The 21,215-nt window shown below is 73.4% G+C and carries 19 protein-coding genes; 7 read left to right on the top strand and 12 right to left on the bottom strand.

Annotated features, from left to right (window positions below; translation table 11 throughout):
- Positions 1-18: 18 nt before the first annotated feature.
- Genes AX737_RS08625 through hrpB form a run of 6 tightly spaced genes read right to left on the bottom strand, consistent with a single transcriptional unit; the run spans position 19 to position 5,708 of the window.
- Complete coding sequence (locus AX737_RS08625; RefSeq protein ID WP_066920627.1) at positions 19-1,245, bottom strand: CCA tRNA nucleotidyltransferase; 1,227 nt, start codon at positions 1,243-1,245, stop codon at positions 19-21.
- Positions 1,245-1,502, bottom strand: a complete 258-nt coding sequence (locus AX737_RS08620) for a DUF6111 family protein (RefSeq protein ID WP_066920625.1) — start codon at positions 1,500-1,502, stop codon at positions 1,245-1,247. Before AX737_RS08620 ends, AX737_RS08625 begins: the two co-directional genes overlap by 1 nt.
- 32 nt (positions 1,503-1,534) lie before the next feature.
- Positions 1,535-2,167: a CoA pyrophosphatase gene (locus tag AX737_RS08615; protein WP_066920623.1), complete on the bottom strand. Its 633-nt coding sequence runs from the start codon at positions 2,165-2,167 to the stop codon at positions 1,535-1,537.
- Positions 2,164-2,754: a DUF1285 domain-containing protein gene (locus tag AX737_RS08610; protein ID WP_066920621.1), complete on the bottom strand. Its 591-nt coding sequence runs from the start codon at positions 2,752-2,754 to the stop codon at positions 2,164-2,166. Before AX737_RS08610 ends, AX737_RS08615 begins: the two co-directional genes overlap by 4 nt.
- An 18-nt stretch (positions 2,755-2,772) precedes the next feature.
- On the bottom strand, positions 2,773-3,204 hold the full coding sequence (locus AX737_RS08605; RefSeq protein ID WP_066920619.1) for a PaaI family thioesterase: 432 nt from the start codon (positions 3,202-3,204) through the stop codon (positions 2,773-2,775).
- A 44-nt stretch (positions 3,205-3,248) separates the two neighbouring features.
- Positions 3,249-5,708 (bottom strand): ATP-dependent helicase HrpB, encoded by a 2,460-nt coding sequence (gene hrpB, locus AX737_RS08600; protein ID WP_066920617.1) that lies wholly within the window; start codon positions 5,706-5,708, stop codon positions 3,249-3,251.
- Between the two features lie 252 nt (positions 5,709-5,960).
- Between hrpB and AX737_RS08595 the strand changes: the two genes are divergently transcribed.
- Both AX737_RS08595 and mutS read left to right on the top strand, forming a co-directional pair.
- Positions 5,961-6,242: a hypothetical protein gene (locus AX737_RS08595; protein ID WP_066920615.1), complete on the top strand. Its 282-nt coding sequence runs from the start codon at positions 5,961-5,963 to the stop codon at positions 6,240-6,242.
- Positions 6,243-6,376: 134 nt separating this feature from the next.
- Positions 6,377-9,106, top strand: coding sequence for a DNA mismatch repair protein MutS (mutS, locus tag AX737_RS08590; protein WP_066920613.1), 2,730 nt, complete (start codon positions 6,377-6,379; stop codon positions 9,104-9,106).
- 71 nt (positions 9,107-9,177) lie between these two features.
- On the opposite strand, the gene AX737_RS08585 is transcribed toward mutS, so the two are convergent.
- A complete protein-coding gene (locus AX737_RS08585; RefSeq protein ID WP_066920610.1) occupies positions 9,178-9,630 on the bottom strand; it encodes a response regulator in 453 nt (150 codons plus the stop codon).
- 85 nt (positions 9,631-9,715) lie between these two features.
- Positions 9,716-10,801: a PAS domain-containing protein gene (locus AX737_RS08580; protein ID WP_066920629.1), complete on the bottom strand. Its 1,086-nt coding sequence runs from the start codon at positions 10,799-10,801 to the stop codon at positions 9,716-9,718.
- Between the two features lie 235 nt (positions 10,802-11,036).
- Here AX737_RS08580 and AX737_RS08575 point away from each other — a divergent pair, with 235 nt between their 5' ends.
- From AX737_RS08575 to AX737_RS08565, 3 genes are all read left to right on the top strand, one after another.
- Complete coding sequence (locus AX737_RS08575; RefSeq protein WP_238230441.1) at positions 11,037-12,413, top strand: MFS transporter; 1,377 nt, start codon at positions 11,037-11,039, stop codon at positions 12,411-12,413.
- Between the two features lie 115 nt (positions 12,414-12,528).
- Complete coding sequence (locus AX737_RS08570) at positions 12,529-13,470, top strand: EcsC family protein (protein ID WP_066920606.1); 942 nt, start codon at positions 12,529-12,531, stop codon at positions 13,468-13,470.
- Positions 13,471-13,563: 93 nt separating this feature from the next.
- Positions 13,564-14,241: an MgtC/SapB family protein gene (locus tag AX737_RS08565; protein ID WP_066920604.1), complete on the top strand. Its 678-nt coding sequence runs from the start codon at positions 13,564-13,566 to the stop codon at positions 14,239-14,241.
- Position 14,242: 1 nt separating this feature from the next.
- Here the strand turns inward: AX737_RS08565 and ilvA are convergent, their stop codons facing one another.
- The 4 genes from ilvA to AX737_RS08545 form a co-directional block, all read right to left on the bottom strand.
- Positions 14,243-15,784, bottom strand: coding sequence for a threonine ammonia-lyase, biosynthetic (ilvA, locus tag AX737_RS08560; RefSeq protein WP_066920602.1), 1,542 nt, complete (start codon positions 15,782-15,784; stop codon positions 14,243-14,245).
- A 371-nt stretch (positions 15,785-16,155) separates the two neighbouring features.
- Positions 16,156-16,503 (bottom strand): diacylglycerol kinase, encoded by a 348-nt coding sequence (locus tag AX737_RS08555; RefSeq protein ID WP_066920600.1) that lies wholly within the window; start codon positions 16,501-16,503, stop codon positions 16,156-16,158.
- Positions 16,503-17,567, bottom strand: coding sequence for an AbrB family transcriptional regulator (locus AX737_RS08550; protein WP_066920598.1), 1,065 nt, complete (start codon positions 17,565-17,567; stop codon positions 16,503-16,505). The genes AX737_RS08555 and AX737_RS08550 overlap by 1 nt, the downstream gene beginning before the upstream one ends.
- A 56-nt stretch (positions 17,568-17,623) precedes the next feature.
- Complete coding sequence (locus AX737_RS08545) at positions 17,624-18,607, bottom strand: LysR substrate-binding domain-containing protein (RefSeq protein WP_066920596.1); 984 nt, start codon at positions 18,605-18,607, stop codon at positions 17,624-17,626.
- Positions 18,608-18,743: 136 nt separating this feature from the next.
- Here AX737_RS08545 and AX737_RS08540 point away from each other — a divergent pair, with 136 nt between their 5' ends.
- Together AX737_RS08540 and AX737_RS08535 are read left to right on the top strand one after the other, a co-directional pair.
- Entirely contained in the window at positions 18,744-20,333 is a 1,590-nt protein-coding gene (locus AX737_RS08540; RefSeq protein ID WP_066920594.1) for a catalase, read from the top strand.
- A gap of 113 nt (positions 20,334-20,446) precedes the next feature.
- Complete coding sequence (locus AX737_RS08535) at positions 20,447-20,920, top strand: cupin domain-containing protein (protein ID WP_066920592.1); 474 nt, start codon at positions 20,447-20,449, stop codon at positions 20,918-20,920.
- Positions 20,921-21,215 lie beyond the last annotated feature (295 nt).

Genomic DNA, 21,215 nt, shown 5'->3' with positions numbered 1-21,215 from the left:
GGGCCTTTCTCGTTGCCGCTAGCCGACCGCATCCTCGAGGGCGTGGGCGATCAGCGCGTCGCGCGCCCCTGGATCGAGCGGGCAGCCCAGCGCGAGCCAGCGGGCGCGGGCGCGGGCGAGCGCCCGGCCGATGCCGCGGCCCGGGGCGAGGCCCCGCGCCACCAGATCGGCCCCGGCGACCGGTAGGACGAGCGGCGGTCCGGCGCGTAGCGCCCCGAGGATCCGGTCGAGGTCGGGGGGTAGGGCGGGCCGCGGCTCGCCCGCCAGAACCGCGAGCGCGCCCGAGGCCGCCTCCAGCCCGTGCTCGGCGACGAGCGCCCGGATCTCGGGCTCCGCGAGGGCTGGGCGGTCGCGGGCCGCGGCCAGCGCGTCGGCGTAGCGCTCGAGTTCGAGATGCTCGGCCCTCGACAGGCGCAGCCGCTCGCGCAGGCGCTCCGCATCCTCGCGGGTCAGCACGGCCAGGGCCGCGAGGGGGGCGGGCCTCCCCGCCGCAAGGGCCCGAGCGAGACGGCCCTGCTCGCCCACGCCGCCGAGGATGCGGGCGAGGAGGCCGGTGTCGCTCAGGGTCGCGACCATCGGGGGCGCGCCCGGCGCGGCCAGCAGCTTGAGGAACTCGGCCCGCACGCGCTCGCGCGAGAGCCGGTCGAGGCTGTCCCGGGCGGCAATGCAGGCGGCGAGCGCGGGCGCGTCCGGGGCGCCGTGCCCGAAGCGCGCGTGGAAGCGGAAGAAGCGCAGGATGCGAAGCGCGTCCTCGCGGATGCGGGTCGCCGGGTCGCCGATGAAGCGCACCCGCCCCGCCTGGAGATCGGCGACGCCGCCCGTGGTGTCGTGCAGGTGCCCCGCCGCGTCGAGGGAGAGGGCGTTGACGGTGAAGTCGCGCCGCGCCGCGTCCTGCGCGAAATCGCCCCCGAAGCGCACCACCGCGCGGCGCCCGTCGGTCTCGACGTCCTCGCGCAGGGTCGTCACCTCGATCGGCTCGCCCGCCGCGACCAGCGTAACGGTGCCGTGCTCGATGCCCGTCGGCACCGCCTTGAGGCCGGCGGCGCGGGCACGCGCCATCACGGTCTCGGGCAGGAGCGTGGTGGCGAGGTCGATGTCGGCGGCAGCGCGTCCGAGGAGCGCGTCGCGCACGCAGCCTCCGACGACGCGCGTCTCGGCCCCCGGCCCGTCCAGCGCCGCGAGGGCGCGGCGCACGCTCGGTCGCTCGCGCAGGCGCGCGAGACCCGCTCGGTCGAGATCCTGCATCAGCGGAACTGCCCCGGCACGAGCCGCCCGTTCTCCATGTGGGAGGGCACGTAGCCGCCGGTGCTGCGCGCCGAGAACAGGCCCGTGAGGACGAGCGAGGCGATCACCAGCGCGAGGCCGGCCAGCGCCAGCCGCAAGCTCTGGCCGTCCCAGTGCGCCCGGCGCAGCGGGTTTCGGCCCCGCGCCAGCAGGTAGACGCAGAAGAGCGCGAAGGGGATCAGGAAGATCCCGAATTCTTCGAGGAGGCGGCGCAGCATGGGTTCCGGGGCGGCGGGGGATCGGGACTCTGCTACCGCGCGAGCCGTTCGCGCAAGTTGTGCAGGATGCCGGCGGTCACGCCCCAGATCAGGCGCTCGCCGAAGGGGAGGGCGTAGAAGGTGCGGGTGCGGCCCTGCCATTCGCGGGAGCGGAGCTGGTAGCGGCCGGCATCCATCAGGAAGCCGAGGGGCACCTCGAAGACGTCGGCGACCTCGGAGGGGTTGGGCCGCAGGACCGCCTCCGGTGCGACCAGTCCGATCACCGGGGTGACGAGGAAGCCGGTCCCCGAGAGGTAGGGGTCGAGATAGCCGAGCGGGCGCACGAGGTCGGCGACGAGGCCGATCTCCTCCCAGGCCTCCCGCAGCGCCGCCTCGCGGGCCGTCTCCTCCGGGTCGATCTTGCCACCCGGCAGGGCGACCTGGCCAGAATGGTCGCGCAGGTGGGCGGCGCGCTGGGTGAGGATGAGGAAGAGGCCCTCGGTGCGCGCCACCACAGGCACCAGCACGGCGGCGCGGCGGTGGGGCGGCGGCGGGATCACGGCGCTGCCGTCGGGGTCGAGGCTGTGGTCGCCGCGCGGGTTCGAGGTCGGGTCGTCGGGGCCCGGCGGCCATGGCGACAGGCGCTCGCGACAGAGGGCGAGGAAGCCCGCGAGATCGAGGCTCACGCCGCCTCGGCCGGTGCGATGCGGTGGAAGGCGCCCCCGGCCTGAAGGCCGAGCCAGGGGCGGCCGTCGAGCACGCGCTCCTCGGCCAGCGCCACGAGGTCGTAGGTCAGCGCCCGGCTCACCAGGGCCCAGAGGCCGCCGCGGACCAGGAGGTAGGGCTTGAGCGCGCCGTCCTCCGCCTGCTCGAAGCGCAGCGGGTGGTCGGGACCGACCGCCACGAGGTCGTCGACGTTGGTGCGGAAGCTGATGCGGCGCGCCGCGCCCGCCCCGTCCACCGCCATCTCGACGGCACGGAAGGGCGCGTCGTCTACCGTGATACCCACGCTCTCGACCGGCGTGACGAGCCGGATCGCGCCGTCGGGCTCCGCCCGCAGGATCGAGGCGAACAGGCGCACCATCTTCTCGCGGCGGATCGGGCTGCCGTTGTGGAACCACGTGCCGTCGGCCGCGATGCGGATGTCGATAGAACCGCAATAGGGCGGGTTCCAGAGATGGACCGGCGCGGGACCGCGCGCGGGCAGGCCCGACAGGGCGGCGCCGAGCCGGGCGAGCGTCGGGTCCTGGGGGGCGTCGGTGGAAGCGGACATGGACCCGAGATAGCGCGCTCAGGCGCCCGCGGCATCGGGTCGGCGGCGCAGGATCTTCCAGACGCCCGAGGCGTAGGCGACCCGCCGGTCCCCGACCAGCAGATCCGTGCGCAGGAAGACGAGGGAGCCGGTGCGCTTGAGCACGTCCGGACCGGTCTCGATCCAGTCGCCGAGCCGGGCCGCGTCGATGAACTGCATCTCCATCTGCACGGTGACGCAGTTCGCGCCCTCCGCCGCCGCCATCGCGGTCTCGCCGAGCGCCCGGTCGGCGAAGCTCATCAGCATGCCGCCGTGCACCACCCGGATCAGGTTGGCGTGCCGCTCGTCCGCCCGGAAGGCGTAGGCCCCGTCCGCCCGGCGATAGACCGGGCCGACATGGGCGATGAAGCCGGAATCGCGGATCGGCTCCCAGCCGGGCGGGGCGTCGGGTTCGGGTGCGGTCTCATTCATGCGATCCTCCTAGGTGCAAGCTCGGCGCCGTGTCCCGCAGATCCTCACGTCCCGCGGGGCTTGGCGCGCCGGGTCGGCGCCTCGGTGCGAGGATCCTCGGGCCAGGGATGGCGCGGGTAGCGCCCGCGCATCTCGGTCCTGACCGCGCCCCAGGAGCCGCGCCAGAAGCCCGGCAGGTCGCGGGTGATCTGGATCGGGCGCTGGGCCGGCGAGAGCAGGTGGAGGACGAGCGGCCGGCCGCCGGCCGTCGGGTGCCGGTCGAGCCCGAACAGCTCCTGCACCCGCACGGCGAGGACGGGACCGCCCTCGGATTCGTAATCGACCGGGATGCGCGAGCCGGTCGGCACCGCGACATGGGTCGGCGCCGCCGTCTCCATGCGGGCGCGCAGCGCCCAGTCGAGCAGGCCGTGGAGCGCGCGGGCGAGGTCGTCCGCCGTGATCGCGTCGAGCCCGCTCCGGCCGACGATCTCGGGGGCGAGCCAGTCCGCCACGGTCTCGGCGAGCACCGCGTCGGAGAGGTCGGGCCAGGGCTCGCCCTCGGCCGCGCGCAGGAAGCGGGCGCGGGCGAGCCATTGCCGGAGGGCCGGGGTCCAGGGCAGGCGGTCGAGGCCGAGCCCGGCGATGCCGCGGGCGAGGATCGCTGCGGCGTCGAGGTCGGCCGGCACCGGCAGGGTGCGCTCGCCGAGCGTCACGGCGCCGAGGCGGCGCAGGGCGCGGGCCCGCAGCGCGCGGGCCTGGGGATCGAAGCTCACCTGCGTGACGGATTCGATGCGGTCGGCGAAACCCGTCTCGATCGCCTCCGGGGCGATGGCGGCGGCCGCGAGGATGCGGGCGTTGCCGGCAGCCCCCGCGAGGTCGGCGACCACCACGAAGGGCTCGCGGGCGAGCGCGGCGGCCGGATCGAGGCGCCCGGCGCGGCCGTTGGCCATCACGAACTCGCCGTCGCGCCCGCGCGCCCTGGCGACGCGGTCCGGGTAGGCGAGGGCCAGGAGAGCGCCCGGATCGGCGGCCTCATCGGAGGCCTGCCCGCCCGCGAGCGTCGCCCAGCCGGCGCTCAGGCGGCGCATGTCGGCGGCGCGCGGGCCGCGGTCGCGGCGGAAGCGGTCGAGGCGCTCGGCGAGGTCGACCGCATCGCCGCCGAGTCCCCGCTCGACCAGCACGGCGGCGAGATCGGCGGCGGCGCGGGCCTGCCCGAACGCTCCGGCGCTGACCAGCATGCGGGCGAGGCGCGGCGGCAGGGGCAGGGCGCGCAAGCGCCGGCCGGCCTCGGTGAGGCGCCCGTCGGCGTCGAGGGCGCCGAGGTCGGCGAGCATGACGCGCGCCTCGCGGAGCGCTGCCGCGGGCGGCGTGTCGAGGAAGGCGAGGGCGGTCGGGTCGGCCACGCCCCAGGCGGCGCAATCGAGCACGAGGCCGGCAAGGTCGGCGGCCAGGATCTCGGGGCGCCCGAACGGTTCGAGCGCGCCGGTGGCGGCCTCCGACCAGAGCCGCCAGCACACGCCCGGCTCCGTGCGGCCGGCGCGGCCGCGGCGCTGATCGACGGAGGCGCGCGAGGCGCGCGCCGTCACGAGGCGCGTGAGCCCCAGGCCCGGCTCGTAGTGCGGCACCCGGGCGAGCCCGGAATCGACGACGATGCGCACGCCCTCGATGGTCAGCGAGGTCTCGGCGATGGAGGTCGCCAGCACCACCTTGCGGCGGCCGGGCCGGGCCGGCGATACGGCGCGGTCCTGCTCGGCCGGCGTCAGCGCGCCGTAGAGCGGGGCCACGTCCACGTCCGGCCCGACGCGTCCCTCCAGAGCCTCCGCCACCCGGCGGATCTCCGCCTGCCCGGGCAGGAACGCGAGGACGGAGCCCGGATCGGCGCGCAGCGCCCGGAGGATCAGGTCGGTCGTCGCCGCCTCGACGCGCCGGCTCGGATCGCGCTCGACGTAGCGGGTCTCGACCGGGAAGGCGCGGCCCTCCGACGCGATCACGGGCGCATCGCCCAGCAGCGCCGCGACCCGCGCCCCGTCGAGGGTCGCCGACATCACTAGGATCCGAAGGTCCTCGCGCAACCCACCCTGCGCGTCGAGGGCGAGCGCGAGGCCGAGATCCGCGTCGAGAGAGCGCTCGTGGAACTCGTCGAACAGCACCGCGCCGACCCGGCCGAGTTCCGGGTCGTCGAGGATCATCCGGGTGAACACGCCCTCGGTGACCACCTCGATCCGGGTGCGGCCGGAGATCTTCGAGCCGAGGCGCACGCGCAGGCCCACCGTCTCGCCGACGCGCTCGCCCAGCGTCGCGGCCATGCGCTCGGCCGCCGCCCGGGCGGCGAGGCGGCGCGGCTCGAGCAGGACGATGCGCCTGTCGCCGAGCCAGGGCGCGCCGAGGAGGTCGAGCGGCACCCGCGTGGTCTTGCCGGCCCCGGGCGGGGCGACGAGGACCGCGCCTACGCCCGCCGCGAGCGTCGCGCGCAGGCGCGGCAGGACGGCGTCGATCGGCAGGGCTTGCGCGGCGGCGGCTTGCATCGCGCGGTGATGGCGCGGCGGGCGCGACAAGGCAATCCGGGCGGGCCCCGGACGGACAATCCCATCGCACGACCCCGATCCTATGATGGCGCAGTCAGGCGGCGAGCGGGGCGCGTGCACGTTCAGACTTCGATAATCGTCCCGACGGAATGTCGCGAGGCAGCGAGAAATTTCTCCGTATCCGTCGGAACCGCATAGGATGGAACAACTTATCGGCTCGACGCGCGCAGCCTGCGCGACGTGGAGACTTACATGACGCGCATTGCCCTCACCCTGGCGACCGGCCTGCTGCTCGGCGGCCTCGCCTCGCTGCCCGCCTCGGCGGCTCCGCTCTCGGTGCCGGCCGGCGTCACCGCCACCGACGGCGTCGAGACGGTCGCCTACCGCCACCACCGCCGTTACCACTCCACCCGGGCCGAGCGCCGCATGCGCCGCATGAACACCATGCGCTACGGCAACCCGAACGCCCGCAACCCGCAGCAGCCCGGCTACAAGCAGCAGCTCGGCAACACCACGGGCGGCCCGCGCTACTGAGCCGCCCGGCTCATACGAGAGGCCAGGGGGCTGCCGCGCGAGCGGCGGCCCCTTTCCGTTCGGCGGCCGCGCTTCTCCCCAGCGATGCGACGTGCCGCGCCTGATTCGCCGGCCGGGCTCTGGTAGAACGGGGCATGGCCCGCAGCACCGCCGCCCGACAGATCGCCAGCCCGCCCGAGGCCGCGCCCGCCCCGGAGACCCCGGGCGCCACGCCGATGATGGCGCAGTACATCGAGATCAAGGCGGCCAACCCCGACTGCCTGCTGTTCTACCGGATGGGCGATTTCTACGAGCTGTTCTTCGCCGACGCGGAGACCGCCTCGCGGGCGCTCGGCATCGTGCTGACGAAGCGGGGCAAGCACGGCGGCGCCGACATCCCGATGTGCGGCGTGCCGGTGGAGCGGGCCGACGACTACCTGAGCCGCCTGATCGCGCTGGGCCACCGCGTCGCCGTCTGCGAGCAGACCGAGGATCCGGCCGAGGCCAAGCGCCGGGGGCCGAAATCGGTGGTGCGGCGCGAGGTGGTGCGGCTCGTCACCCCCGGCACCATCACGGAGGACCGACTGCTCGACCCCGCGCGGGCGAACCTCCTCCTCGCGATCGGCCGGCGCAAGCTCTCGGAGACCGCCCACGCCTACGGGCTCGCGGCGGTGGACATCTCCACGGGGCGCTTCTCGCTGAGCGAGGTCGCGGGCCAGGAACTCTCCGGCGCGATCAGCCGGCACGACCCCAGGGAGATCGTGCTCTCGGAAGCGCTCCATGCAGACCCGGCGCTGGGCCGCCTCTGGCAGGAGACCCGCGCGGCCGTCGTGCCGCTGCCGCAGGGCGAGCTGGAGCCGGCGGCGGCCGAGCGGCGCATCCGCGAGCAGTACGGCGTCTCGACGCTGGAGGGCTTCGGCCAGTTCAGCCGCGCCGAGATCGCGGCGGCGGGCGCGGCGCTCCTCTACATCGCCCGCACCCAGCTCGCCGCCCGACCGCCCCTGCAGGTCCCGACCCGCGAGGCCGGCGGGGCGACGCTCAGCATCGACGCGGCGACACGCGCCAACCTCGAACTCACCCGCACGCTCTCCGGCGAGCGCCAGGGCAGCCTGCTCGACGCCATCGACCGCACCGTCACGGCGAACGGGGCGCGGCTGCTCGCCGAGCATCTGGCCGGCCCGCTCACCGATCTCGCCGCCATCGCGCGCCGGCAGGAGGCGGTCGCGCGCCTCGTCGAGGAGCCGGCCCTGCGCGGGACCCTGCGCGACACGCTCGCCCGCGCGCCCGACATCGCCCGCGCGCTCTCGCGCACCGGCCTCGGCCGGGCCGGGCCCCGCGACCTCGCGGCGATCCGCGACGGGCTCGATGTGGCCGCCGCGCTCGGCGCGCGGCTCGCGGCGGAGCCCGACCTGCCGGACGCCCTGGCGCGGCTCGGGCGCAGGCTCGCCCGGATCGACGCAGACCTCGTGGAGCGGCTGCGCGCCGCGCTGGCCGACGACCTGCCGCTCAACCGGCGCGACGGCACCTTCGTGCGCGCCGGCTACCACGCCGAGATCGACGAGGCGCGCTCGCTCGGCCAGGATTCGCGCAAGGTCATCGCCGCGCTGCAGGCGCGCTACGCCGAGGAGACGGGCTGCCGCACCCTGCGGATCAAGCACAACAACATGCTCGGCTACTACATCGAGGTGCCGCAATCGGTCGGCGAGGCCTGCCTCAAGGGGCTGATGCAGGACTTCGTGCATCGCCAGACCATGGTGGACGCGATGCGCTTCACCAGCGTCGAGCTCGGAGAGCTCGAGTCGAAGATCTCCGGCGCTTCCGACCGCGCGCTGGCACTCGAGACCGCGGTGTTCGAGGATCTGGCGGCGCGCGTGCTGGCGGGCGCCGAGGCCATCGCGGAGACCGCCGAGGCGCTGGCGCGGCTCGACGTGGCGGCCGGCCACGCGGAACTCGCGGTCGAGCTCGACTGGCGCTGCCCGGTGGTGGACGATTCGCTGAGCTTCGTGGTTACGGCCGGTCGCCACCCCGTGGTCGAGGCGGCCCTGAGACGGTCGGGCGAGGCCTTCATCGCCAACGATTGCGACCTGTCGGGGGACACGCGCGGGCGGATCCGCCTGATCACCGGCCCGAACATGGGCGGCAAGTCGACCTTCCTGCGCCAGAACGCGCTGATCGCGGTGCTGGCGCAGATCGGCAGCTTCGTCCCGGCGGCCGAGGCGCGCATCGGCCGGGTCGATCGGCTGTTCTCCCGCGTCGGCGCGGCCGACGACCTCGCCCGCGGGCACTCGACCTTCATGGTCGAGATGGTCGAGACCGCCGCGATCCTGAACCAGGCGACGCGGCGCTCCCTCGTCATCCTCGACGAGATCGGGCGCGGCACCGCGACCTTCGACGGGCTCTCGATCGCCTGGGCCTGCCTGGAGCACCTGCACGAGGCGAACGCCTGCCGGTCGCTCTTCGCCACGCATTTCCACGAGCTGACGGCGCTCGGCCAGCGGCTGGCGCGGCTCGACAACGCCACGCTCAAGGTCGCCGAGCACCGGGACGAGGTGGTGTTCCTGCACGAGGTGGTGCCGGGCGTGGCCGAGCGCAGCTACGGGCTGCAGGTGGCACGCCTTGCAGGGCTCCCGGCCACCGTGGTGGCCCGGGCGGGCGCGATCCTCAAGGGCCTGGAGAAGGCCGAGCGCGAGCGCCCGGGTCGTCCCCGCATCGACGACCTGCCGCTCTTCGCCAACCTCGCGCCGCCGCCCCCGCCGCCCGAACCCGAGCCCGCCGCGGACGACGCGCTGGGGCTCATGCTCGACGCGATCGACCCGGACGCGCTCACGCCGCGCGAGGCGCTCGACGCGCTCTACCGGCTGAAACGGGCCCGGGCCGAGGGCTGACGTAGCCGGGCGCGGCGCCGGGGAGGGCGCAGAGGGGCGGTATCGGCGGATGGGCAGGCCGGAGGCGCCCCTCAGGGCGCGGCCGCGCAGGCCGGCGCCGGGTGGAAGCCGTCGGGGCAGGGCGCGTGGGGCCGGCCCGCGCGGCAGCCCGCCAGATAGGCCAGCGTGCTCGCCACCACGCGCTCGGAATAGGGCTTTGCGATCACCCCGAAGGCGCCCGCGAAATCGTCCGGGATGCGCTTGGCGTTCGCCGTCATGAACACGACCGTCGTGCGCGGGTCGGCGGCGAGCGCCCGAGCCACCTCGATCCCGGTCGGGCCGTCCACCAGATGGATGTCGACGAGGGCCACGTCCGGCGCCGTGGCGCGCCCGACCGCGATGGCCTCGCTGGAATTGCAGGCGACGCCGACCGTGACGTGGCCGAGATCGTCCAGCAGGCATTCGAGCTCGAGCGCGATCAGCGCCTCGTCCTCCACGACGAGGATGCGCAGGGAAGGGCCGGATGGCGCGGCGTCAGCGGTCATGGAACCTCATGCGGCACGCTCGAGCCCGAGGCGGCCGTCCCCTGCGTGGCCCAGGGCGGCAGACTGCGCGAAGACCGGGCGCATCTCAAGCGCCTCCCTGGAGCGGCACGCGGATCTCCACACGGGTGCCCGGCGCTCCTTCGGACCAGGCGATCGATCCGCGCAGCTGCCGCACGACCATCTCGACCAGGCTGCGCCCGAAGCCCGCTGGGTTCGGCGGCGCCGTCCCCAGACCGATGCCGTCATCCGCCACGACGAGGACCAGCATGTCGTCCTCGCGGCGCCCATCCACGGTGAGGCGTCCGCTCCGCCCTCCCGGGAAGGCGTGGCGGACGGCGTTCGTGGTGAGTTCGTGGATCATCAGCGAGAGCGGCGCGGCCATCGCGGCCGCCACAGCGATCGGCTCGACATGCGCCTCGATCCGGGTCCGCTCCGGGTCCAATCCGGCTTCGAGGTCGGAGAGGAAGTCCCCGGTGAAGTCGCTGAGGTTGAAGTGGGCGACGTCGCCCTCCGAGTAGAGCATCCGGTGCGCCGTCGAGAGCGCGCCGATGCGCTCGGCCATATTCTGCAGGGCGTCGCGCGCCTCGCCCTCCGGGGTGCGCCGCGCCTTCAGCAGCATGAGCGACGAGATTACCTGGAGGTTGTTCTTCACGCGGTGATCGACCTCGTGGAGCAGGGCGGTCTTCTGGGCGAGCGCGCGCTCCAGATCCGCGGTCCGCTCCCCGACCTGCCGCTCCAGCTCGTCGTTGGTCCCCCGCATGGCCGATTCGGCCCGACGCTTGTCCGTCATGTCGGCCTGGGCGGCGAAGAAATAGGCGATTCCGCCCGCCTCGTCGCGGATCGGATTGATCGTCATCCCGTTCCAGAAGGGCGTGCCGTCCCGGCGATAGTTGAGGATCTCGAGGGCGATCGGCTCGCCGGCGCCGATCGCCGCGCGCATGCGGGCGATCTCCTGGCGATCCGTCTCAGCCCCCTGCAGCAGGCGGCAGTTCCGGCCGATCAGCTCGTCGCGCGCGTAACCCGTCTGGTTCAGGAACGCGTCGTTGACCCAGACGATCGGGTTGTCGTGCCCGCGCGCGTCCGTCACGATCATCGGGGTCAGGCTCGCGCCGAAGGCGAGCGCGAAGGTGGCAGGCGCCATCGCGGCCGGGTGGGCACTGTCCTGCGTCATGCTGCAACCGTCCGTGACGCTCGTCCCGGCCGCGCGCGTCTCCGGCGAGCGGAAGCGTTCGTCCCCCCGGCCGTACATCTCAAGGACCAGTTTTCGGCAAAGCCGTTAACGAAAGGTCGAGCATGATTCCCCCGCCACGTCGAACGCGTCAGCTGGCGACGCGGGCTTCACCCGCTCTCGCAAGTCGGCCACGGTTCTGCGTGACAAGGCGCACGGCTGTGAGGAGTTCCATGCCATGGCGGGCAGAACGGCGATGCACACAGGAATGAAGGCCGCGCGCGAACCCAGCTCCGGCAGGCCGCGCCTGCGCCTGCGCGACGTGATGGAGGATGCGCGCATCGCCCTGATGCTGGCGCTGGGCTTCGCCTGCGGCCTGCCCATCCTGCTGGTCTTCTCGACGCTCTCGGCCTGGCTCGCCACCGCGGGCATCCAGCGCACCAGCATCGGGCTCCTCTCCTACGTCTCCCTCGCCTACTCGCTGAAGTTCCTCTGGGCCCCGGTGATCGACCGGGTCGACCTGCCGTTCCTCGCCCGCAGGCTCGGTCGCCGCCGCTCGTGGATGGTGCTGTCCCAGGTCGCGGTCGCGGCCGGCCTTCTCGGCATGAGCCAGGGCGACCCGGCGGCGTCCCTGAGCTTCATGGTGATCTGCGCGCTCGTGACCGCCTTCGCCTCGGCGACGCAGGACATCGTGGTCGATTCCTGGCGCATCGACGCGGCGCCGACCGAGCGGCAGGGCGTGATGCTGGCCGCCTACCAGCTCGGCTACGCGATCGCCCGGGCCTTCGCGGGGGCGGGCGCCCTCTACATCGCGCAGGGTGCGGGCTGGAGCCTCGCCTACGGGACGATGGCGGCCTTGATGCTGGTCGGCCTGACGGCGGCGTTCCTCGCCCCGCGCCAGGACCCGGTCGCGGTTCCGGGCGAGCGGCGCTCGGTGGCCACGACGCTCCGGATCGCGGTGGTCGATCCCTTCTCGGACCTCGTCCGGCGCAAGGGCTCGCGGCTGGTGCTGATCCTGGCGCTGATCATGCTCTACCGCCTGCCCGACATCATCTCGGGCGTGATGGCCCAGCCCTTCTACATCGAGCAGGGCTTCACGCTGACCGAGATCGCCAACGTCACGAAGGTCTACGGGGTGATCGTCGGCGTGGTCGGCGCCCTGGCGGGCGGCTGGGCGGTGATCCGCTTCGGCCTGCAGGCCTCGCTCCTGTTCGGCGGCATCGTGGCGGCGGCCTCGAACCTGATGTTCTCCTGGCTCGCCGTCTCGGGCCACGACACGTGGCTCTTCGTGCTCAGCATCTCGATCGACAACTTCGCCGGCAACTTCGCCGGCACGGCGCTCATCGCCTACATGTCGAGCCTCGCCTCGCCGGCCTTCGTGGCGACGCAGTACGCGCTGCTCTCCTCGCTCTACGCGCTGCCCGGCAAGTTCGTGGGCGGGTTCTCGGGCTACATGGTCGATGCGATGGGCTACCCGGCCTTCTTCGCGGCGTCCGCCGGCATCGGCATCCCGGTGGCGCTGCTCTGCCTCGCGCTGATCGCGCTGCGCGAGGGCGCGGCGGAGCCCGCGCCCGTCCCGGTGCCCGAGGACGAGGCGGTGGCCGCCAAGGCCTGAGACCGCGTCCGCGGGAGGGAGGGGATCGGCGGAACCAAGCCGCGGCCGCGGCGCTTGCTCAGGGCCACAGGCCCACGGCGGCAGCGCGCCGCACGCAGAGTTCGGGGACAGCACCGTGAGCGACCTCATCAGCCTCGACGAGACCCTGCCGACCGCGACCGCCGCTCCGGACCGCGCGCTGACCGCGGAGGATCTGGCGGCGCTCCGCCGGGCCGTTCGCGCCCTGGAGCAGCCGGGCCTCGCCGCGCGGCTCTCGGCGGCGGCGGGCGCACCGCTGGAGATGATCGGCCGCTCGCTGCCGGCCCCCGTCACCGAGGTCGTCGGGCGCAGCACCGAGGCCGCGATGCGCGGCGCGCTGCGGGTGGCGCTCGCCACCCTGCCGCGCAAGGAGATCGTCGCGGACGCGGAAACCTCCACGGACACCGCCGTCGCGGTCGTCGAACGGGCCGAGAGCCGCATCGAGGGCCGGCTGGCTCGGCTGCTCGGCTCCAGCGAGACCGCCCACAAGGCGCTCGCCGCGGTGACGGGCGCGGTCGGCGGCGCCTTCGGGCTGGCGACCCTCGCGGTGGAGTTGCCGGTCTCGACCACGCTCATGCTGCGCTCGATCGCCGAGATCGCCCGCGAGGAGGGCGAGGACGTGGAGACGCCCGAGGGCGCGCTCGCCTGCGTGCAGGTCTTCGCGCTCGGCGGCCGGCCGGGCCAGAACCTCAGCGAGAGCGGCTATTTCGCGGTGCGCGCGGCGCTCGCCAAGACCATGGCGGAGGCCGCCCGCTACGCCGGCAGCAAGACCCTGCTCGACCAGGGCGCGCCGGCGCTCATGCGCTTCACGGCGCAGATCGCGGCCCGCTTCGGCCTGGTCGTCTCGCAGAAGGTCGCCGCCCAGGCGGTGCCGGTGCTGGGCGCGGTCGGCGGCGCCACGGTCAACACCGCCTTCATGAACCACTTCCAGACCATGGCCCGCGGGCACTTCACCGTGCGGCGCCTGGAGCGGGCCTACGGCCGGGAGCCGGTGCGCGAGGCCTACGAGCGCGAGAAGGCGGCCCTGGGCGTCGCCTGATTCCCCCGCGAGCGGGATAGCCGCCGAACGCGGCATGGACGACGGCGGGCTGGCGGGCCAGGATGCGGGCCGGAGCAACCCGGAGACGCGCCCCTGATCGGCAACTGGGAGATGATCGGGCGCCTCGCGATGGCGGCGGCGCTCGGCAGCGTGATCGGCCTGGAGCGCGAGCGGCTGCTCTGGGCGGCGGGCCTGCGCACGCACATGCTGGTCTGCACCGGGGCCTGCCTGTTCATGCTGGTCTCGGCCTTCGGCTTCGGCGACGTCGCCGGGCAGAGCCACGTCGTGCTCGATCCCTCGCGCGTCGCCGCCCAGGTGGTCTCCGGCATCGGCTTCCTGGGCGCGGGCACGATCCTGCTGCGCGGCGAGATGGTGAAGGGGCTCACCACCGCGGCGAGCCTCTGGGCGGTGGCGGCGATCGGGCTGGCGAGCGGCGGCGGTCTCTACGTCCCGGCACTCGCGGCCACGGCCATCGTCTTCGCGATCCTGGCCGGGGTGAAGCCCGTGGAGGAGAGCTGGCGCTCCCGGATGCGTCCGCAATGCCTCGACGTGGTGGCGCAGGCCGGCGCGCTCTCGCTGGAGGGGCTGCAGGAGGCGACCGGCCTGCCGGCCTCGCGGGTCCGGCAGTTCGTGGTGCGGCCCGGCCCGGCGAAGGACCAGGACGCGATCCGGATCGTGCTCACCCGCCTCTCGGCCGCCCAGGCCGAGCGCATCGCCCGCACCCTCCGGGCGACGCCCGAGGTCGAGAGCGTGGCGATCGAGGCGGCCTGACCTACTCCGCCGCCAGCGCCGAGGTCGTCGAGGCGTTGTCGAGGAAGAGCCGGTAGGCCGGGTTGTCGGTCTCGTCGAAGCACGGGTAGCCGAGCGCGGCGATCGCCGCGTCGAAGCGCGGCCGGTCGGCCGGGCGAACCTCGATGCCGCAGAGCACCCGGCCGTAATCGGCGCCGTGGTTGCGGTAGTGGAACAGGCTGATGTTGAAGTCCTCGCCGAGCGCCTCGAGGAAGCGCAGCAGCGCGCCCGGCCGCTCCGGGAACTGGAAGCGGTAGAGCCGCTCGTCGGCCAGTCCCAGCGCCCGGCCGCCCACCATGTAGCGGACATGGACCTTGGCCATCTCGTTGTCGCTCATGTCGAGCACGCGGTAGCCGCCGTCCTGCAGCCCCGCGATCAGCGCCCGCTTCTCGGGCTTGCCGCCCGATAGATTGATGCCGACGAAGATCTGGGCGTCCGCGCCCTTCGCGTAGCGGTAGTTGAACTCGGTGATCGCGCGCGGGCCCAGCGCCTGGATGAAGGCCCGGTAGGCGCCGGGGCGTTCCGGGATCGTGACGCCGATCAGGATCTCGCGCTCCTCGCCGATCTCGGCGCGCTCGGCGATGTGGCGCAGCCGGTCGAAGTTGAGGTTGGCCCCCGACGAGATCGCCACCAGCGTGCCGGCGCCCGGATTCCCGGCGGCCCAGGCCTTGGCGCCGGCGAGACTGAGCGCCCCGGAGGGCTCGGAGACCGCGCGGGTGTCGTCGAAGATGTCCTTCACGGCCGCGCACATCGCGTCGGTATCGACCGTGATCACCCCGTCGAGATGCTCGCGGCAGAGGCGGAAGGTCTCCTCGCCGGCCTGCCGCACGGCGACGCCGTCCGCGAAGAGGCCGACTGTCGGCAGGACCACGCGCGCATCGGCCTTGAGCGCCTCCGCCATGCAGGCGGCGTCGTCGGGCTCGACGCCGATCACCTTGGTGCCGGGCCGCAGGTACTTCACGAAGGTCGCGATTCCGGCGGCCAGGCCGCCGCCGCCGATCGGCACGAAGATCGCCTCGATGGGCCCCGTGTGCTGCTCCAGGATCTCCTTGCCGATCGTGCCCTGGCCGGCGATCACGTCCGCGTCGTCGAAGGGGTGCAGGAAGGTCAGGCCGTGCTCGGCCTCCAGGCGGCGCGATTCGGCGAGCGCCTCGTCGAAGGCGTCGCCGTGCAGCACCACCTCGGCCCCGCGCGCCCGGCAGGCATCGACCTTGATGGCCGGCGTGGTGCGGGGCATCACGATCACGGCGCGCACGCCGAGCTTCGCGGCGGCGAGCGCCACCCCCTGCGCGTGGTTGCCGGCGGACGCGCAGACCACGCCGCGGTCGAGCTGCTCACGGGTGAGCCCCGACATCTTGTTGTAGGCGCCCCGCAGCTTGAACGAGAAGACCGGCTGCAGGTCCTCGCGCTTGAGCAGGACCGGTCGTCCGAGGCGCGCGGTCAGCCGCGGCATCGGATCGAGCGGGCTCTCGATCGCCACGTCGTAGACGCGGGCGGTGAGGATCTTGCGGATGTAGTCGGTCACGGGCTCGCCGGTGCTGCGGAGACTGTTCTGTACCGGCAGATAGACCCTTGGGGCCCGAGATGCGAGCGCGCCGCCGTCCGGGCGGGTATGAGTTCGCCGCCGGCGTCGCCGACGCTACCGGACGGAACACCGCCCCTTTCCCGGACGCCTGCAACGGAGTGGAAGGTGATCCGGGATCCAGCGGATGGAGTGCCGCGAAGCGGCTCGATCTCATGCACTCGATCTCATGCACCTGCGCAGCGTTCGGACGCTTCGCGCCTTTCCGTGCTGTGTCCCGGATCACCCTCCGCTGACGCTCCGGGCGTCCGGGAGAAGGTGCGGAGAAGCCGGGAGCAATTGGCTGGTTTCGATACCGGCGCCTGGGGCGGCCCCTACGAGAGCCGCTCGATCAGCGCCGCGATCCAGACGAGCGCCGCGATCATCTGGGCCAGGAAGGCACCCGCCGAGGCGAGGTCCTTCACGGTGCCGATCGCCGGGTGGCGTCCGGGATGCAGGTGGTCGCAGAGCTTCTCAAGCGCGGTGTTCAGGAACTCGGCGGCGAGCATCAGGAGCAGGCTCGCGACGAGCGCGACCTTCACCCAGAGGGTGGCGCCCAGCACCAGGGCGACCGGCACGCCGAGGATGAGCAGCGCGAGTTCCTGGCGCACCGCCCGCTCGGTGCGGGCGCCGTGGCGCAGGCCCCGCCAGGAATTGAGGAACGCGACGACGATCGCACCCATCAGGCAGACCTCTCGGGGACGGCGCGGGTGATCCACTTGGCGAGCAGGGGCCCCGTGACGAGCACCACGAAGAGCCGGAGCGTCTGCACCGCGAGCACGAAGGAGACGTCGGCATGGGTGCCGACCGCGATGATCGCCACCGAATCGAGGCCGCCCGGGCTGGTGGCCAGGAAGGCGGTGAGGAAGTCGATCGCCAGGATGTGGGTGAGCGCCCAGGCCCAGCCGCCGCAGAGCAAGATCACCGCGAAGGTCGCGACCAGGATGCCCGGCAGCGCCCGAAGCGTCACGCCGAGCGTCTCCCGGGTGAAGCGCAGGCCGACGTACCAGCCGATCCCCGCATAGGCGAGGTCGAGGAGGGGCGCGGGCAGCGCCATCGTGGCGAGCCCCGTCGCGTGGAGAACGGCGCCCAGGATCATCGGGCCGATCAGCGCGCCGGCCGGCAGCCGCAGCGCGAGGGCCGCCGCGGCGCCAAGGGCGGCGACCGCGAGGGTGGCGAGGGTCGAGAGCGCGCCCACGCTCTCGGCGCCGGACGGGGAGGGGGCCGCGGGTGCGGAGACGAGGAGCCGCGTCACCAGGGAGGCGGTGAGCACCACGGCGACGACGCGGACATACTGCATGAAGGCGACGAGGCGCGGATCGGCCCCGAACTGCTCCGACATCGCCACCATGGCGGCGGCGCCCCCGGGCGAGGAGCCCCAGGCCGCCGTGGTGCCGGGCAGGACGCGCAGGCGCGTGAGCGCCCAGCCGACCACGCCCCCGGCCAGGACCGTGACCAGCACCACGGCGACGATGATGAGGCCGTCCGCCCGCAGGGTCGCGACGATGCTGCCGGTGACCGCGTGCGCCACGAGGCAGCCGATCAGGGCCTGCGCGGCCATGAAGGCCGTGCGCGGCACCCCGATCCCGGCGCCGCCGACGCCGAAGGCGATCGCCGCGAGCATCGGCCCGACGAGCAGGGCGGCGGGGAACTGCGCGCGGTACAGGCCGAAGGCCAGGAGCGCGGAGGCGGCGACGAGCGCGCCCCACAGCGCGACCGCGCGGAAGAGTGATCGGAGCTTTGACACGGCGATCCCGGCCGGACGCGATGCCCGGCGCGCCGGGTGTCTGGTGAAGCGTGGCGCTACACCGCTTCGGCCCGCCTGTCACGGTTGCGCAGGGGCGGCTCGGATGACGGAGGCGCCGCGTCGTCGCGGCAGGCCGCGGTGGCGGGCGGCGCGTGCGCCCGGAAGAAGGCGGCGAGATGCGCGAGCCCCGCCGCGCGCGGATCGCTCGACCGCCACGCGAGCGCGATGGTGCGGCCGGGCCCGTCCGCGTCGAAGCCGCGCGTCACCGTGAGCCCGCTCGGATCAGGCCCCGACGGCACGGCGAGCGCCGGCAGCAGCGTGTAGCCCGCGCCCGCGGCCACCATCGAGCGCAGGGTCTCGAGGCTCGTCGCGTGCCGGCCGGCCGAACTCCCCGCACCGCAGGCCGCCACGGTCTGGTCGCGCAGGCAATTGCCCTCGTCGAGGAGGAGGAGGTCGGGCCCGGCGATGTCGGTCGCCCGCAGGGCGCCGCCCTGGGCGAGCGGGTGCTCGGCCGGGCAGGCCAGCCAGAACGGCTCCACGAAGAGCGGCGAGACGGTGAGCCCGCCCGTCGGCACCGGCAGGGAGACGAGGGCGGCATCGACGCGCCCGTCGCGCAGGCCGTCGAGGATCTCGGCGGTGCGCGCCTCGCTGAGCGCCAGCGAGAGCAGCGGGAATTCCTGGCGCAGCAGGCGCAGCACGAGCGGGAAATAGTAGGGCCCGAGCGTCTGGATCGCGGCGAGCACCAGCCGCCCGGTCAGCGGCGCGCCGCGCCCCTCCGTGGCGAGGGCCAGGAGGCGCTGGGCCTCGCCCAGCACCGTGCGGGCCTGCCGCACGATGACCTGACCGGCCGCGGTCATGAGGACGCGCCGGTTCGAGCGCTCGAACAGGACGAGCCCGAGCGCGGTCTCCAGCTTGCGCACCTGCACCGAGAGCGTCGGCTGGCTCACGCTGCAGCGTTCCGCCGCGCGGCCGAAATGGCCCTCCTCGGCGACAGCGACGACGTATTCGAGGTCGCGCAGCGACAGGCCGGAGAGGTTCATAGATCGTGTCTATCACAGCCTTTGTGACGATGCATTTGCCTCGGGGTCATGCGGGGTTCATAACCCCACGCCAGAACGGTTCCAGTTTGGCCGCGTTGCCCGGCAGAGCCCTTCATTGCGAGGAGAGACGGTACGCATGAGCGATCAACGCCCGATCCTGACCACCCGCCAGGGCCACCCGGTCCGTGACAACCAGAGCACGCGCACGGTCGGCGAGCGGGGCCCGGCGACCCTCGAGAACTACCAGTTCATCGAGAAGATCACCCATTTCGACCGCGAGCGGATCCCCGAGCGCGTGGTGCACGCCCGCGGCGCCGGCGCCCACGGCTACTTCGAGGCCTACGGCCGGATCGGCGACGAGCCGGCCTCCAAGTACACCCGCGCCCGCGTGCTGAACGAGACCGGCGTGAAGACGCCGATGTTCGTGCGCTTCTCGACGGTGGCCGGCGCCAAGGAGTCGCCTGAGACCGAGCGCGACCCGCGCGGCTTCGCGGTGAAATTCAAGACCGTCGAGGGCAACTGGGACCTCGTGGGCAACAACCTCAAGGTCTTCTTCATCCGCGACGCGATCAAGTTCCCCGACATGATCCACGCGTTCAAGCCGGATCCGGTGACGAACCGCCAGGAGGCGTGGCGCTTCTTCGACTTCGTGGCCCAGCACCCCGAGTCGATCCACATGGTGACGCACCTGAAGTCGCCCTGGGGCATCCCGGCCAACTACCGCGAGATGGAGGGCTCGGGCGTCAACACCTACAAGCTGGTCAACGACCAGGGCGAGGCGGTGCTCTGCAAGTTCCACTGGATCCCGAAGCAGGGCGTCCGCAACCTGACCTCGGCCCAGGCCGCCGAGATCCAGGGCAAGGATGTCGGCCACGCCACGCGCGACCTCTACGACAACATCCAGGCCGGCAACTTCCCCGAGTGGGAGTTCGCGGTGCAGATCATGCCGGACGGCCCGAACGACCACCTCTCGTTCGACCCGCTCGACGACACGAAGCTGTGGCCGGTCGACCAGTTCCCGCTGCTGCCCTGCGGCCGCATGGTGCTGGACCGGGTGCCCGACAACTTCTTCGCGGAGGTCGAGCAGTCGGCCTTCGGCACGGGCGTGCTGGTCGACGGCATCGACTTCTCGGACGACAAGATGCTGCAGGGCCGCACCCTGTCCTACTCGGACACGCAGCGCTACCGCGTCGGCGCCAACTACCTGCAGCTGCCGATCAACGCGCCGCAGCCCGGCGTGAAGGTCTACTCGAACCAGCGCGACGGCCAGATGACCTACGGCGTCGACGGCACCGGCCCCAACCGGCACATCAACTACGAGCCCTCGACCCTGGCCGAGGGTCTGCGCGAGGCCCCGAAGCCCGCGAAGGACTACCACCAGCCGGTCACGGGCAATCTCGGCCGCTACCAGACCTCGCGCACCGAGGACGACTACACCCAGGCGGGCGTGCGCTATCGCTCCTTCGAGGATTGGGAGCGCGACGACCTGATCGCCAACCTCGTGGCCGACATGAAGCAGTGCCCCGAGCCCATCCAGCTCCGGATGGTCTGGCACTTCCTCCACGCGGACGAGGATTACGGCCGCCGCGTCGCCGAGGGCGCGGGCATCGACCTGGAGAAGGCCCGTGCCCTGCCGCCGCTGCCGGGCCGCGCCGCCCCGGGCAAGCGCCTGACGCCCGAGACCTACACGGACGGCAGCCAGGCCCATAAGGTCGCCGCCGAGTAACACCGGCATCGGTCCGGATCTCCGACCCCGCGCGGCAACCGCCGCGCGGGGTTTTCTTTTGGCCCGGCAGCGCCCCACATCATCGTGATCCGACGGTCGGGAGAGATGCCGCCATGGGTCAGGTCTATCGCACAGGAGGAGCTCCCAACGTCACGATCGGGGGCATGCGGGTGCACTACCTCGCGCGCAGCGGGGCGACGCGGGACGCCCTCGGCATCTACCGGGTGGAGCTGGCGCCCCGCTCGCCCGGCGCCGGCCTCCACCGCCACGCCCGGCTCACCGAGACCTTCGAGGTCCATGCCGGCCGCCTCACCGTGCGGATCGAGGGCCACACGCTGGAGCTCGGCCCCGGCGACTTCGTGCTGATCCCGCCCGGCCAGCCGCACGCCTTCGCCAACCGCGGCGAGGCGCCGGTCTGCTTCACCCTGAGCTTCACCCCCGCCCTGGAACGGGAAGGCTTCTTCGAGGGGCTGGCCGAGCTCGCCGCCACGAATCGCCTCGGCGACGAGGCCGCGATGGACGCCCTGATGGCGCGCTACGACCAGGAACCGTTGGAGGGCTTCTCCGGGTGGACCAGCCTCGATTGATGCGGGGTCCGTTCGAGCGGTTGCGACGACAGAGCGAGAATCGCTCCGGATTGACTGTCCTGCTCGAGCGACCGGTTGCACACATCGCCTGCGGACACCCACCACGCTCTCCCTCCCCCCTCAGCGGGGGATGGTGGGCCGGCCGTCAGGCCGGGTCGGGAGAGGGGTGAGCGCTTCAAGGTGGGTCGGTGCCCTGCATGAAGGCCGCGCCCGCGCTGGAAACCGGGCTCCCCTCTCTGCGGGACTTCGTCCCGACCGTCACCCTGTCTCTTATACACATCTCCGAGCCCACGAG

Source organism: Methylobacterium sp. CCH5-D2, assembly GCF_001556475.1.
Taxonomy (GTDB): Bacteria; Pseudomonadota; Alphaproteobacteria; order Rhizobiales; family Beijerinckiaceae; genus Methylobacterium; species Methylobacterium hispanicum.
Note: the sequence above shows the minus strand (reverse complement) of the source record. Positions and strands in the feature narration are given on the sequence as shown.